Here is a 13,920-nt window from a genome sequence, read left to right as displayed (position 1 = left end):
GCGCTATTCGTCGGCCGGCTTGGCCGACTTCGGCGGCCGGATCTTGAAGGAGATGCGCAGCTTGGTGCGGTAGATGATCCCGCCCTTGTCGTCGAGGGTGAGATCCTGCTCGACGACCTGAGCAACGCGGATGTCGTCGATGGTCTGCTTGGCCCGGTGTACCGCTTCGGCCGCGGCGTTCTCCCAAGACGACGGGCTGGTCCCGATGATGTCGATCACCCGGTACACGCTCATGTGTGACTCTCCTCGCTTGCGCCGAACCTCAACGTAGTGCACGGCGGCGCCCGCTGTCCCGGGAAACGGCAGCGGGAAAGACACGGTTGACGACACGCCCGAGAAGCGTCGGTGCTCGGCCATAGACTGGCGGTCCTATGGACAGTTCATCCTCGCGGTCCTTCGTGCACCTGCATAACCACACCGAGTACTCGATGCTCGACGGCGCGGCGAAGATCGCCCCGATGCTGGCCGAGGCGCAGCGGTTGGAGATGCCCGCGATCGGGATGACCGACCACGGAAACATGTTCGGCGCCAGCGAGTTCTACAACGCGGCGACCAAGTCCGGCATCAAGCCGATCATCGGGGTGGAGGCCTACATCGCCCCAGCGTCTCGTTTCGACACCCGCCGGGTCCAGTGGGGTGACCCCAGCCAGAAGAGCGACGACGTTTCCGGCAGCGGCTCCTACACCCACATGACGATGGTGGCCGAGAACGCCACCGGATTGCGCAACCTGTTCAAGCTCTCCTCGCTGGCTTCCTTCGAGGGCCAACTCGGCAAATGGTCGCGGATGGACGCCGAGATCATCGCCGAGCACGCCGAGGGCATCATCGCCACCACCGGCTGCCCGTCCGGGGAGGTGCAGACCCGGCTGCGGCTGGGCCACGAACGAGAGGCGCTGGAGGCGGCCGCCAAATGGCGGGAGATCTTCGGAGCGGAGAACTATTTCCTGGAGGTGATGGACCACGGGCTGTCCATCGAGCGCCGGGTACGCGAAGGGCTGCTGGAGGTCGGGCGCAAGCTTGGCATCCCGACATTGGCCACCAACGACTGCCACTACGTCACCCGCGACGCCTCGCAGAATCACGAGGCGCTGCTGTGCATTCAGACCGGCAAGACGCTGTCGGATCCCACCCGCTTCAAGTTCGACGGGGACGGCTACTACCTGAAGTCGGCCGCCGAGATGCGCGCGCTCTGGGACGCCCAGCTGCCCGACGCCTGTGACTCGACCCTGCTCATCGCCGAGCGGGTGCAGTCCTATGCCGATGTCTGGGCGCCGCGCGACCGGATGCCGGTGTTTCCGGTGCCCGACGGTCATGACCAAGGATCCTGGTTGCGCCACGAGGTGCAGGCGGGTCTGGAACGACGCTTTCCGGCAGGTGTGCCGAGCGAGTACACCGACCGCGCGTCCTACGAGATCGACGTCATCTGCGGCAAGGGATTCCCGTCCTACTTCTTGATCGTCGCGGACCTGATCAGCTACGCCCGCTCGATCAACATCTGGGTGGGCCCGGGCCGAGGTTCGGCCGCCGGGTCGCTGGTGGCTTACGCGCTGGGGATCACCAACATCGACCCGATCCCGCACGGGCTGTTGTTCGAACGCTTCCTCAACCCGGAACGGCCGTCGGCCCCCGATATCGACATCGACTTCGACGACCGTCGCCGCGGCGAGATGGTGCGCTACGCCGCAGAGCGGTGGGGTAGTGACCGGGTCGCCCAGGTGATCACCTTCGGCACCATTAAAACCAAGGCGGCGCTGAAGGATTCAGCCCGTGTGCACTACGGCCAGCCTGGCTATGCGATCGCCGACCGGATCACCAAGGCGCTGCCGCCGCCGATCATGGCCAAGGACATTCCGCTGTCGGGTATCACCGACCCGAACCACGAGCGGTACAAGGAGGCCGCGGAGGTTCGCGGGCTGATCGACACAGATCCCGACGTGCGGACCATCTACGAGACGGCACGCGGCCTGGAGGGCCTGGTCCGCAACGCCGGCGTGCATGCCTGCGCGGTGATCATGAGCTCCGAGCCGCTGATCGACGCGATCCCGTTGTGGAAGCGCCCGCAGGACGGTGCGATCATCACCGGCTGGGACTACCCGTCGTGTGAAGAAATCGGCCTGCTGAAGATGGACTTCCTGGGCCTGCGCAACTTGACGATCATCGGCGACTGTCTAGAGAACATCAAGGCCAACCGGGGCATCGACCTGGACCTGGACACCGTGCCGTTCGATGATCCCGCCACGTACGAACTGCTGGGCCGCGGTGACACCCTGGGCGTGTTCCAGCTCGACGGCGGCCCGATGCGTGACCTGCTGCGCCGCATGCAGCCCACCGAGTTCAACGACATCGTCGCGGTGCTGGCGCTTTACCGGCCCGGCCCGATGGGCATGAACGCCCACAACGACTACGCCGACCGTAAGAACAACCGTCAGGTCATCAAGCCGATCCACCCCGAGCTCGAAGAGCCGCTGCGCAGCATCCTGTCGGAGACCTATGGCCTGATCGTCTACCAAGAGCAGATCATGTTCATCGCGCAGAAGGTCGCCTCCTACACGATGGGCAAGGCCGATGCGCTGCGTAAAGCCATGGGCAAGAAGAAGCTCGAAGTGCTGGAAGCCGAATACAAGGGCTTCTATGAGGGGATGACGGCCAACGGCTTCTCCGAGAAGGCCGTGAAAGCGTTGTGGGACACCATCCTTCCGTTCGCCGGGTACGCGTTCAACAAGTCGCATGCGGCCGCCTACGGACTGGTGTCGTACTGGACGGCCTACTTGAAGGCGAACTATCCGGCCGAATACATGGCGGGACTGTTGACGTCGGTCGGCGACGACAAGGACAAGGCCGCGGTGTACCTGGCTGACTGCCGCCGGCTGGGGATCACCGTGCTGCCGCCGGACGTCAACGAGTCCGAGCTGAACTTCGCTTCGGTGGGCCCAGACATCCGCTACGGGCTGGGCGCGGTGCGCAACGTAGGCGCCAATGTCGTCGGTTCCCTGATCGCCACCCGGACACACAAGGGCCGGTTCACCGACTTCTCCGACTACCTCAACAAGATCGACATCGCGGCCTGCAACAAGAAGGTCACCGAATCCTTGATCAAGGCCGGCGCCTTCGACTCGCTGGGGCACCCGCGTAAGGGGCTGTTCCTGGTGCACACCGACGCCGTCGACTCGGTGTTGGGCACCAAGAAGGCCGAGGCGGTGGGGCAGTTCGACCTGTTCGGCGGGGGAGACGGCGAAAGTGCCGCCACCGACGCCGTTTTCGGCATCAAGGTGCCCGACGAGGAGTGGGCCGACAAGCACAAGCTGGCCCTGGAGCGAGAGATGCTCGGCCTATATGTGTCCGGGCATCCGCTCAACGGCATCGCCCATCTGCTGGCCGCCCAGGTCGACACCCAGATCCCGGCGATCCTGGAGGGTGACGTCGCCGCCGACACCCAGGTGCGGGTGGGCGGCATCCTGGCATCGGTGAACCGCCGCGTCAACAAGAACGGATTGCCCTGGGCCTCGGCGCAATTGGAGGATCTCACCGGCGGCATCGAAGTGATGTTCTTTCCGCAGACCTACTCGGCGTACGGCGCTGACGTCGCCGACGACGCCGTGGTGCTGGTCAGCGCCAAGGTCAACATCCGCGACGACCGGATCTCGTTGATCGCCAACGAACTGGTGGTGCCTGATTTCTCCGCCAATGCCCCGGATCGTCCACTGGCGGTGAGCCTTCCGACCCGGCAGTGCACGATGGACAAGGTCAGTGCGCTCAAGCAGGTGTTGACCCGCCATCCCGGCACCGCGCAGGTACAGCTGCGGCTGATCAGCGGGGAGCGCATCACCGTATTGGAGCTGGATCCCTCGCTGCGCGTGACGCCGTCGTCGGCACTGATGGGCGATTTGAAGGCATTGCTCGGCCCCGGCTGCCTGGGCGGGTAACGGTCTACCGCCCGAGCGGGACAACTCGGACGATCACGCTGTCCGGCCACAGGTTACGAGTTCGGGTGCGCCGCAACTTGTCCCGCAGTGGCAGGTCGCGGTGGACGTTGGTCACGCCGGGTACCGGGACCATCGGCACGACGTTCCACTGCCAGCCGTAGCGCCGGTGCAGGGTGCGGTTGGCGGCTTCGGCCTCATTGCCAGACAGAATGGTGGCCCGGCCGCGCAGCGCGGTCGCATGGTGACGGCGCCGGCCGCGATAATCGCAGGCGGTCAGCTCGACATCCGGACGAGGGGTCAGCCTGCGAGTCTTGGGTCCGGTCTTGGTCCGAAACAACACGGCGCCGTCTTCGACCGCGAACCACACCGGAGTGTCCACCGGCGTGCCGTCGCGGCGGAAGGTGCGCAGCAGCGCGTAGCGGGTGTCGCGTAGCTCTTCGAGTTGTTGGGGATGCATACCACCACGAAACAACTTAGAGTTGACTTCAAGTCAAGTCCTTCGGAGGTGCCGATGTCCGGTCGGTTCACCATCGGCGAAGTGGCTCACCGCAGCGGCGTCGCCGCAACCACACTGCGCTACTACGAGCGGATCGGCTTGCTGGCGTCGCCGCCTCGGGCCGGCGGCCAGCGCCGCTATGACGAAGCAGTGCTGGCCCGGCTGGAGGTGATCGGCCTGTGCAAGGCGGCGGGGTTCGCGCTCGACGAGATTGCGTTGCTGTTCGCCGATGACGCGCCCGGGCGTCCGGCGAGCCATGCGCTGGCCCAGGCCAAGCTCGCCGAGATCGATGCGCAGCTGGAGTCGTTGTCGCGCGCTCGCGCGGTCATCGAATGGGGAATGCGGTGCACCTGTCCGTCCATCGACGCGTGTACCTGTGGAATCCATCCGCCGAAAGTCTGACTCTCAACATTACGGTTAGATCCGTTCCTGATTACAACATCGCATCACTGGTGTAACGTCTGAAACTTCTCACACAACACGTGTGGCCTCGGGGGGAGGTGGAGACTGTTGACGGCTGTGCGGAGCCGGTTTCGGCGGGCGCACTAACCCAAATAATCGAACTTTACCCAAGAATAGAATTAGCATAGGATATCAATGTTGTAACACAGACGTAACGAAAAACGTCTGTTGATACACAGAAAAGCATGTGCATGAACAACACGGAGGCAGTCATGTGGGTTTCGCGTCGTCTTCTCAACCTGCTCGGGATGGGCGCTGCCGCCGCATTCGCCGCGCTGGTACTACCCGTGTCGACCGCCAACGCGGCGGGGGACCCGTTCCTGGACGGCGGCCCGTACGAGACCTGCAACGGGGCGGTCTGCCTGGTGATGGGTGACATTCTGGATGGGAACTGGAAATACGAGGGCATCCGTCCGGTCATCACGGACTGGAAGGGCGACCAGCCTTACACCGTCCAGGTGACCGACGGCGACAACACGATCGACGCCGGAACGTACAACATCAAGATCGAGGACTACTGGAACTCGTTCTTCTCCACCAGGGCCTACCAATTCGGTGACTTCACCGCCAACTCCAGCCTGCCCGCCGACTTCGATATGAGCAGCCTGGGCAACTTCGGATATCTGTCCGGATCCTCGATCTACGAGGTCAACATCGGCGACTTCACCAACCTGACGATCAACGGCGTCGGGCCGCACGACCTGAACTACTGGGTCATGTCTCTCGGTGACATCAACTACTCCGTGGTGACAGACCCGATCAACTTCACGTCCGCGGGCGTGATCCAGTTCGGCGACGACGCCCCGATGCAGATATGGAACAGCCTGTTCCACTCGTGGACCCCTGAGGTTCCGGACTATCTCATTCCGAACGATCCGTTCGCCAACCTGGACTTCGACCCGTGTGACTTCCTCGGCGGTTGTGTCTAGCCAGGCACGTCAGAACTTGTAGCGCAGCACCCGGGCCTTGCCGGCCACCGACTTGAATCGGCCGGCAAGCCGGGTGATCGCGCGGGCCGGGCCGGGAAACGAATCCACCTCGGCGGCGTGCGCCAGGCAGGCCTGTTCGACCAGGCGCAGCCGAGGCTCCCACCGCTGCGGCGTGCGAGGGTCGGTGAAGCCGGGATTGGCCCAGACATGGCGCAGCACGGTGAACATTCCGCGGGGCGCCAGCTTCATGCCCAGCCAGCTGAACGGCCCGACCCGGCCGTAGTCGTTGAACGCCAACTCACCGGTACCGAAATGGTCGATGGCGTGCCCTATCAGGGCAATGACCTGCGGCTCGGTGAGAAAGGCGAACAGCCCGTCGGCGATCACCATGGTGGGTCGCCCGACCGGGATCCCGTCGGTCCACTCCGTACCGGTGAGATCGGCGGCGATCATATGCTCGGCGCGCTGAGCCGGTACCACCTTCTCGCGCAGCGCGATCACGTGCGGCAGATCGATGCTGTACCAATCGACGCCGGCCGGCGGCTTCACCCGCGCCAACGGCTCGTTGAGCCCGGCACCGAGGTCGACCACCACCGCGTCGGAATGCGCAGCCGTGTAGGCGCGGACGCGCTCATCGAGCATTTTGGCGCGCAGGGCGGTCTGTCGCACCACACTGGCCGGGATCCGGAATGCGGGGAAGTCGTAATCGATGAGGCCGACGACACGGTCGGAGAACTCGTCACCGAGGATCGGGACGGGAGCACGACAGTCCAGTGCGCGGGCATACGCCGTGAGGAAGGCGGTCTGCTCGAGGCGGCTGAACTCGGTGACGGGAATCGACATTCGCTCACCGTAAGCGATATCGCCGGTAGCGGCCCGTAACGGCAATCCCGCGCCTTGGCCGGGGCAGCGCCACTAACGTCGACGCCATGGAAACCGCCACCGAGATTCTGCAGGCCTCCACCATCGCGGTGACAGCCGACGGGGCGCTCGGCTCCATCACGCTGAGTCGGCCTGACAAGCTCAACCCGCTGGGCACCGTGACGCTCGACGAGCTGGTGGCGGCGGCCCGCTGGTTCGATGCTCGGCCCGCGGTCAAGGTGGTGGTCGTGGCCGGGAGCGGCCGGGCGTTCTCTGCCGGCGCCGATCTGGCCGCGTTCGTGGCCGCCGCCGATGGTGCCGGAGCCCTGCGGGAGGCCGCCGACGCCGGTCGTCGGATGGCAGAGGCCATCGAGGCCATGCGGGCGGTGACGGTGGCGCGGCTGCACGGTCACTGTGTGGGCGGCGGCGTCGTGTTGGCCGCAGCGTGTGACCTGCGGGTGGCGGCCGAGGGCACCCGGTTCTCGATTCCGGAGGTCGACCTGGGCATTCCGCTGGCCTGGGGCGGGATCTCGAGGCTGGTCCGCGAGATAGGTCCGGCGCTCACCAAGGAACTGGTGATGACCTGCCGCCCGTTCGGTGCCGCCGAGGCCAAGGCGATCGGATTCCTCAACCGAGTGGTACCCGAGGCAGACCTCGACACGGCGGTCGACGAGCTGGTGGGCCAGCTGGTCAACAAGTCCGCCCTCACGTTGGGCGGCACCAAACGGCAGGTCAATGCCGTGACCGACGGCATGGTGGGGACCACTCGCAGCTGGAACGACGCCGATGCACTGGTCACCGCGGTGCACGATCCCGAATCGCAGGCATCGGCGATGGCATATCTGGAACGAGTCAGTCGCCGCTGACGCGGCCGCGAGCAGGAGGAACAGATGACGCAGACACCGCCGGCGGCCACCTTATGCGAGGCCTTTCAGCGCACCGCCGCAATCGATCCGGACGCGGTCGCATTGCGCACCGTCGGCGATACGCAGACCCTGACCTGGCGTGACTACGCCCAGCAGGTGCGCCAAGTCGCGGCCGGCCTGGCCGGGCTCGGGGTACGCCGCGGTGACACGGTGTCGCTGATGATGGCGAACCGGATCGAGTTCTACCCGCTGGAGGTCGGAGCACAGCATCTGGGCGCGACGTCGTTCTCGGTGTACAACACCCTGCCAGCCGAGCAGCTCGGCTACCTGTTCGCCAATGCCGGCACCAAGGTCGTGATGTGCGAGCAGGCGTATGTGGAGACCATCCGGGCCAGCGGAGCGGCGATCGAACACATCGTCTGCGTAGACGGGCATCCGGACGGCACTTTGTCGGTCGAGGAGCTGCTGGCCGCCGCCGACAACGACTTTGACTTCGAATCTGCCTGGCGGGCAGTGCAGCCCGACGATGTCGTGACGCTGATCTATACCTCCGGTACCACCGGCCTGCCCAAGGGTGTGGAGATGACGCACACCAATCTGCTGTTCGAGGCGGCTGCCCTCGACGCGGTGCTCGGGGTGCGCTTCGGCGACCGGATCACCTCGTACCTGCCCTCGGCGCATATCGCCGACCGCGCGATGGGCCTCTACAACTCCGAGATCGCCGGAGTCCAGGTGACCGTGGTGCCCGACGCACGCCAGATCGGTGCGGCCCTGCCGGATGTGCGGCCGACGATCTGGGGCGCGGTGCCGCGGGTGTGGGAGAAGCTCAAGGCGGCAGTCGAATTCGCTGTCGCGGGGGAGCCGGACGACAATCGTCGCGCCGCGTTGCAGTGGGCGCTGGCAGTAGGCGCGAAACGGTCCGCGGCGCAACTGGCCGGTGACCCGGTCCCCGACGAGCTGGCCGCGGAGTGGGCGCAGGCCGACGAGCTGGTGTTGTCCAGGCTTCGTGCCAAGCTGGGCCTGGGTGAGCTGCGGTGGGCGGTGTCGGGCGCGGCGCCGATTCCCAAGGAGACCATCGCGTTCTTCGCGGGTCTCGGAATCCCGATCTGCGAAGTGTGGGGCATGTCGGAACTCAGCTGCGTGGCGACGACCGTGCACCCGCGGGATGCCCGGCTCGGTACGGTCGGAAAGTTGTTGCCGGGACTGGAAAGCCGCATCGCTGACGACGGCGAGTTCTTGGTGCGCGGACCCCTGGTGATGCGGGGCTACCGCAAGGAGCCGGCGAAGACCGCCGAGGCGATCGACGCCGACGGATGGCTGCACACCGGCGACATCCTCGAACAGGACGCCGAGGGTTATCTGCGGGTGGTCGACCGCAAGAAGGAACTGATCATCAACGCGGCGGGCAAGAACATGTCGCCGGCGAACATCGAGAACGCGATCCTGGCGGCCTGCCCGATGATCGGCGCGATGGTCACGATCGGCGATTCCCGGCCCTACAACACCGCGCTGATGGTGTTCGACGCCGACTCGGTGGCGCCCTATGCCGCTGCTCATGGCCTTTCGGCGACACCGTCAGCGCTGGCCGATGACCCGGGTGTGATCGCGCAGATCGCGGCGGGCGTCGCCGAGGGCAACGCCAAGCTGTCTCGGGTCGAGCAGATCAAGCGTTTCCGGGTTCTGCCCGCATTATGGGAACCCGGCGGCGACGAGGTGACGCTGACGATGAAACTCAAACGACGGCCGATCGCCGAGAAATACGCCGAGGAGATCGAAAGCCTCTACGCCCACGACCCGGGTCCCCAGGTACATCAGCCCCGAGCCGCCGAAGACGCGGCACCGGCCGCCGCAGTCTGACGGGAGAATGCTACGTCGCCAACGGTTTTCACGTTCGGCCACGGCACCGCGGACCGGGCCGAGATCGCCACGCTGCTCGCGGGTGCCGGCGTGCAAAGCCTGGTCGACGTACGCAGCGCTCCGGGAAGCCGGCGCAATCCCGACACCGCGCGAGAGGAGATGCAGCACTGGCTGCCAGCAGCCGGCATCGGCTATCGGTGGGAACCGCGGCTCGGCGGCTGGCGACGGGTCAAGGGGCCAAGCCCCGACATCGGGTTGCGCAATGACTCGTTTCGGTCCTACGCGGCCTACATGCGCAGCGCGGACTTCCAGGCCGGAATCGACGAGCTGCTGGCGGAAGCGGCGGGCCAACAGGTTGCGGTGATGTGCGCCGAGACCGTCTGGTGGCGATGTCATCGCAAGCTGATCGCCGACTATCTCGCACTGGTCCGCGCAACCGAGGTACGGCACCTGATGCACGACGGCAAGCTGCGCGACCATCGGCCGACCGCCGAAGCCCGAGTTGCCCACGGCGTCCTGGTCTATGACGGCTGAGGGCCGGGCCCATCTGCGGGCGTTAGGGTTCCCCAGCCCGGGCGTTCAAGGCGATCGACGCCAAAGTCGGCGTGCCGGATTACGGCGTGATCCGGGTGTCAGTCAACCCGTCGATGGTCGCGATGCAGGTGGTGGATCCGAACAATCCGAGCAATGTCGATGAATATGACTACCGCCGCGGAAAGGCGGCCGTCGACGCGCCCATCCCGGTGGATCTGACCGGCAGTGAACCGGGCGCACTCGAGCAGAACACCATCCCTCGTGCCGACCTGAACCCGAACGTGATCGCCAGGAGCATCCAGGAGGCTCCGGGACAGTCGGGTATCGAGCAGGCAACCGCGTCCGGGGCGACGATCTCCTACCCGTTAGTGGCTGTCGAAGGCGCTCCGCCGCGCATCCAGGTGGAAGTGACGGGCCCGCGCGGCCACGCCAATCCCCGCTACAGCCTTCAAGGCGAGAAGCTCGAGCAGTAACGCCCGGCCCCAGTCACGATCGGCGAAGCGGTCCCAAGCCGAGCCACACCGCGGTACAGACACCAGCCGCGGTCAGAACCGCGGCCGCTGCGCTGGCTGTCACGGCACCGACGATCAACAGGGTGACCAGGCCAATGGCCAGCGCAACCAGTTTGTAGGCCGGCCAGGGCACACCGGCGATGGGCACTTGCTGCCCGAAGCGCTCGGCGGTGGTCATGCGATTAACGGTACGCGATAACCAATTGTTAGGCCAGCCGAAATCTGCAGGTCGGATTGTTATGTCGTAGCACGGTACTACTCTGGCTGCATGCCTCTGAGCGGAGAATATGCACCCAGCCCGTTGGATTGGTCACGTGAGAACGCCGAGAAGTACATGGAGTCCGGTGGCACCGAGGGCATCGAGATGAAAGGCAAGCCGGTCGTGCTGTTGACCACGGTCGGCGCCAAGACCGGCAAGCTACGCAAGATCCCGCTGATGCGGGTGGAGCACAACGGTGAGTACGCGATCGTCGCGTCGCTGGGCGGCGCCCCGCAGAACCCGGTCTGGTACTACAACGTCGCCGCGAACCCGCGCGTCGAGCTGCAGGACGGACCCGTCACCGGCGACTACGACGCCCGCGAGGTATTCGGCGAGGAAAAGGCGCTGTGGTGGGAACGCGCGGTCGAAGCGTTCCCGTACTACGCCGAGTATCAGGAGAAGACCGATCGTCAGATCCCGGTGTTCGTGCTGACCCCGGTGGGCTGAACCCCCTGCTGGGTGACACCATATTGCGGTGTCCGCCGAACTGCGCCAGAACCGAAGTGGCTCCCATCCAGGCCCCGCACAGGGCCCGTTGAAGGGTCCGTTGACCGCGGCCGACATTGACGCGGCGGCCAAGCGAATCGCCGGTGTGGTCGCACCCACCCCGCTGCAGTACAGCGACCGGCTCTCAGAGCTGACCGGCGCCAACGTCTATGTCAAGCGTGAAGATCTGCAGTCGGTGCGCTCCTACAAACTGCGTGGCGCCTACAACCTGCTGGTCCAGCTCAGCGAGGCCGAGCTCGCGGCCGGCGTGGTGTGCTCGTCGGCCGGTAATCACGCGCAGGGATTCGCCTACGCGTGCCGGTCGCTCGGTGTGCACGGCCGGGTCTATGTGCCTGCCAAGACGCCGAAGCAGAAGCGGGACCGCATTCGCTACCACGGCGGCGAGTTCATTGAGCTGATCGTCGGCGGTGCGACCTACGACCTGGCCGCGGAGGCGGCCTTGGCCGATGTCGCCCGCACCGGTGCGACGCTGGTGCCGCCCTACGACGACCTGCGGACAATGGCGGGCCAGGGCACCATCGCGGTGGAGCTACTCGACCAGCTCGATACCGAACCGGACCTGGTGGTGGTGCCGGTCGGGGGCGGTGGCTGCATCTCTGGCATCACCACCTACCTGGCCGAGCGGACCACCAAGAGTGCCGTGCTTGGCGTCGAGCCGGCCGGCGCCGCATCGATGATGGCCGCGCTGGCCGCGGGGGAGCTGGTGAGCCTGGACCACGTCGACCAGTTCGTCGACGGTGCGGCCGTCCGGCGTGCCGGTGCGCTGCCGTTTGCGGTGCTGTCCGGGGCCGGCGACATGGTGTCGGTGACCACCGTCGACGAAGGTGCGGTCTGCACCGCGATGCTCGACCTGTATCAGAACGAGGGGATCATCGCCGAGCCGGCGGGCGCCCTCTCGGTGGCCGCGCTGCTGGAGGCCGATGTCGCCCCGGGCTCCACGGTGGTGTGCCTGATCTCCGGCGGTAACAATGACGTCTCCCGCTACGGCGAGATCCTGGAGCGCTCGCTGGTGCACCTGGGCCTCAAGCACTACTTCCTGGTCGACTTCCCCCAGGAACCGGGCGCCTTGCGGCGCTTCCTCGACGAGGTTCTCGGGCCCAGCGACGACGTCACACTGTTCGAGTACGTCAAGCGCAATAACCGGGAGACCGGCGAGGCCCTGGTCGGTGTGCAACTGGGCTCGGCTGCCGATCTCGACGGCCTGCTGGACCGGATGCGCACCTCGGAGATCCACGTCGAGCCGCTGGAGCCGGGCTCTCCGGCCTATCGCTACCTGCTGTAGCAGCGCGGATCCGCCGCGGCAGGTGAGCTCCGGGCGCCGAACGGGTAGCCGACCGTGATGGTGTCATCGGAGACAATGCGCATGGATGAAACCGACGTCCGTCGGGTGCTGGATATCGCCCTGCGATTCGGGCAGCTGCTGCTGGGGTCACAGGCGGGAACCGCCGACGTCGCCTCGAGCATGTTGGCCATCGCCACCGCCTACGGGCTGCCGCAGACCCAGGTGGACATCATGGCCAACTCGATCCGGGTGTCGGTACCGCGCGGGGTGCCGGGCGCCCCGGTCACCGCGATGTATCTGGTGCAGTCACGCTCACTGGACTACACCCGGCTGCAGCTGGCCACCAACCTGGCCGAGCGCGTCGTGAACACGACGCCCGATCCCGAGTGGGTGCAACAGCAGCTCGACATCGTGATTCGGGCCGACCACCCCTATCCCCGCTGGGTGGCCACCACCGGCTGGGCGGTGATGGCCGGTGCCTTCGCCGTACTGATCGGCGCCGGGCCCCTGGTCGCCCTGATCTCGGCAGGCACCACCGCCCTGATCGACCGGATCGGCCGCGTGCTCAACGGCTGGCAACTGCCACTGCTGTTCCAGCAGGTCGTCGCCGCCGCGGTCGCCACCGGGGTGGCCATCGGCCTGCATGCCGTCGGCTGGCTGCCCGCCGGGACCCCGGTGGCACCGGTGGTGGCCGCCAATATCGTGGTGCTGTTGTCCGGGCTGGCCACCGTCGGCTCCGTGCAGGACGCCATCACCGGCTACCAACTCACGGCCGTCTCCCGGGGCATGGACATCCTGCTCTTGTCGGTCGGCATTTTGGTCGGCGTCTCGATCGCGGTGCAGATCGGCGGGGCGTTCGGAGTGCAGGTCCGGGTGAGCCCCGAGATGCCGGTCGCGGCGCTGAGCGTTCCGGTGTACCTAATGGCGGGCGCCACCGGCGCGGCCGCCGCTGCGCTTGCCGGCTACGCGCAACTCAAGGCGGCACTGGCGGCTGGTCTCGCCGGGGCGACCGCCACGCTGCTGTTCTTCGGATTGCAACTGGTGCAGGCCAATCCGATTGTGAGCTCGTTCGCGGCCGCCGCGGCGACCGGGCTGGTCGGCACCCTGCTGGCGCCGCGGCTGCGGGTCACGCCGCTGGTGATCATCATGGCGGGCATCATCCCGCTGGTTCCCGGACTGACCCTGTTCCGGGGCTTCGTGCAACTGGTCAACGGGCAGCCCAACGCCGGAGGCACCCTCGGACTGGCCGCCGGGCTTGCCCTGGCGCTGGGCGCCGGCGCCGTGTTGGGGCCGCTGCTGGCGCCCTCGGTGCGACGCGAACTGAGCCGATATCACTTGCGCGGACGCGGGCAGGCGACGCGGCGCCTCCGCAGCCCGTATCGCATTCCACAGCTCGCCGGGATCCGCTACTTCGGGCGCCGGGCGGCCTAGC

General features: G+C 66.4%; 14 protein-coding genes. 10 read left to right on the top strand and 4 right to left on the bottom strand.

Annotation, left to right across the window (positions count from 1 at the left end; genetic code table 11):
• Nucleotides 1-3 precede the first annotated feature (3 nt).
• On the bottom strand, nt 4-234 hold the full coding sequence (locus MJO54_RS12250) for a dodecin family protein (protein WP_046283061.1): 231 nt from the start codon (nt 232-234) through the stop codon (nt 4-6).
• 137 nt (nt 235-371) lie between these two features.
• Between MJO54_RS12250 and dnaE the strand changes: the two genes are divergently transcribed.
• Complete coding sequence (gene dnaE / locus MJO54_RS12245) at nt 372-3,923, top strand: DNA polymerase III subunit alpha (protein WP_240174985.1); 3,552 nt, start codon at nt 372-374, stop codon at nt 3,921-3,923.
• Nucleotides 3,924-3,927: 4 nt separating this feature from the next.
• On the opposite strand, the gene MJO54_RS12240 is transcribed toward dnaE, so the two are convergent.
• The gene (locus MJO54_RS12240) at nt 3,928-4,380 is read right to left on the bottom strand and encodes a PPOX class F420-dependent oxidoreductase (RefSeq protein WP_240174984.1); all 453 of its coding nucleotides are present in this window, start codon (nt 4,378-4,380) and stop codon (nt 3,928-3,930) included.
• Between the two features lie 54 nt (nt 4,381-4,434).
• Here MJO54_RS12240 and MJO54_RS12235 point away from each other — a divergent pair, with 54 nt between their 5' ends.
• Together MJO54_RS12235 and MJO54_RS12230 are read left to right on the top strand one after the other, a co-directional pair.
• Nucleotides 4,435-4,821, top strand: coding sequence for a MerR family transcriptional regulator (locus MJO54_RS12235; protein WP_240174983.1), 387 nt, complete (start codon nt 4,435-4,437; stop codon nt 4,819-4,821).
• Nucleotides 4,822-5,093: 272 nt separating this feature from the next.
• Nucleotides 5,094-5,810, top strand: a complete 717-nt coding sequence (locus MJO54_RS12230; RefSeq protein WP_240174982.1) for a hypothetical protein — start codon at nt 5,094-5,096, stop codon at nt 5,808-5,810.
• Nucleotides 5,811-5,819: 9 nt separating this feature from the next.
• Here the strand turns inward: MJO54_RS12230 and MJO54_RS12225 are convergent, their stop codons facing one another.
• Nucleotides 5,820-6,653, bottom strand: a complete 834-nt coding sequence (locus tag MJO54_RS12225; protein ID WP_240174981.1) for a class I SAM-dependent methyltransferase — start codon at nt 6,651-6,653, stop codon at nt 5,820-5,822.
• A gap of 86 nt (nt 6,654-6,739) precedes the next feature.
• Between MJO54_RS12225 and MJO54_RS12220 the strand changes: the two genes are divergently transcribed.
• The 4 genes from MJO54_RS12220 (at nt 6,740) to MJO54_RS12205 (ending at nt 10,401) form a co-directional block, all read left to right on the top strand.
• Nucleotides 6,740-7,537, top strand: a complete 798-nt coding sequence (locus MJO54_RS12220) for an enoyl-CoA hydratase/isomerase family protein (RefSeq protein ID WP_240174980.1) — start codon at nt 6,740-6,742, stop codon at nt 7,535-7,537.
• Nucleotides 7,538-7,561: 24 nt separating this feature from the next.
• Nucleotides 7,562-9,394: a fatty acid--CoA ligase FadD11 gene (gene fadD11 / locus MJO54_RS12215; RefSeq protein WP_240174979.1), complete on the top strand. Its 1,833-nt coding sequence runs from the start codon at nt 7,562-7,564 to the stop codon at nt 9,392-9,394.
• Nucleotides 9,395-9,457: 63 nt separating this feature from the next.
• Entirely contained in the window at nt 9,458-9,928 is a 471-nt protein-coding gene (locus MJO54_RS12210) for a DUF488 domain-containing protein (RefSeq protein ID WP_064889589.1), read from the top strand.
• A gap of 86 nt (nt 9,929-10,014) precedes the next feature.
• Nucleotides 10,015-10,401, top strand: a complete 387-nt coding sequence (locus MJO54_RS12205) for a hypothetical protein (protein WP_240174978.1) — start codon at nt 10,015-10,017, stop codon at nt 10,399-10,401.
• A gap of 13 nt (nt 10,402-10,414) precedes the next feature.
• Here MJO54_RS12205 and MJO54_RS12200 read toward each other — a convergent pair whose 3' ends face one another.
• Nucleotides 10,415-10,618: a hypothetical protein gene (locus MJO54_RS12200; RefSeq protein WP_046283071.1), complete on the bottom strand. Its 204-nt coding sequence runs from the start codon at nt 10,616-10,618 to the stop codon at nt 10,415-10,417.
• Nucleotides 10,619-10,708: 90 nt separating this feature from the next.
• Between MJO54_RS12200 and MJO54_RS12195 the strand changes: the two genes are divergently transcribed.
• The 3 genes from MJO54_RS12195 to MJO54_RS12185 all read left to right on the top strand — a co-directional run bounded on the left by MJO54_RS12195 (nt 10,709) and on the right by MJO54_RS12185 (nt 13,919).
• Complete coding sequence (locus tag MJO54_RS12195; RefSeq protein WP_240174977.1) at nt 10,709-11,146, top strand: nitroreductase family deazaflavin-dependent oxidoreductase; 438 nt, start codon at nt 10,709-10,711, stop codon at nt 11,144-11,146.
• Nucleotides 11,147-11,174: 28 nt separating this feature from the next.
• Nucleotides 11,175-12,488, top strand: coding sequence for a threonine ammonia-lyase IlvA (gene ilvA / locus MJO54_RS12190; protein ID WP_434085407.1), 1,314 nt, complete (start codon nt 11,175-11,177; stop codon nt 12,486-12,488).
• A gap of 81 nt (nt 12,489-12,569) precedes the next feature.
• Nucleotides 12,570-13,919: a threonine/serine exporter family protein gene (locus MJO54_RS12185; protein ID WP_240174976.1), complete on the top strand. Its 1,350-nt coding sequence runs from the start codon at nt 12,570-12,572 to the stop codon at nt 13,917-13,919.
• The last annotated feature ends 1 nt before the right edge of the window (nt 13,920 follow it).

Source organism: Mycolicibacter virginiensis, from assembly GCF_022374935.2.
GTDB lineage: Bacteria > Actinomycetota > Actinomycetes > Mycobacteriales > Mycobacteriaceae > Mycobacterium > Mycobacterium virginiense.
Note: the sequence above shows the minus strand (reverse complement) of the source record. Positions and strands in the feature narration are given on the sequence as shown.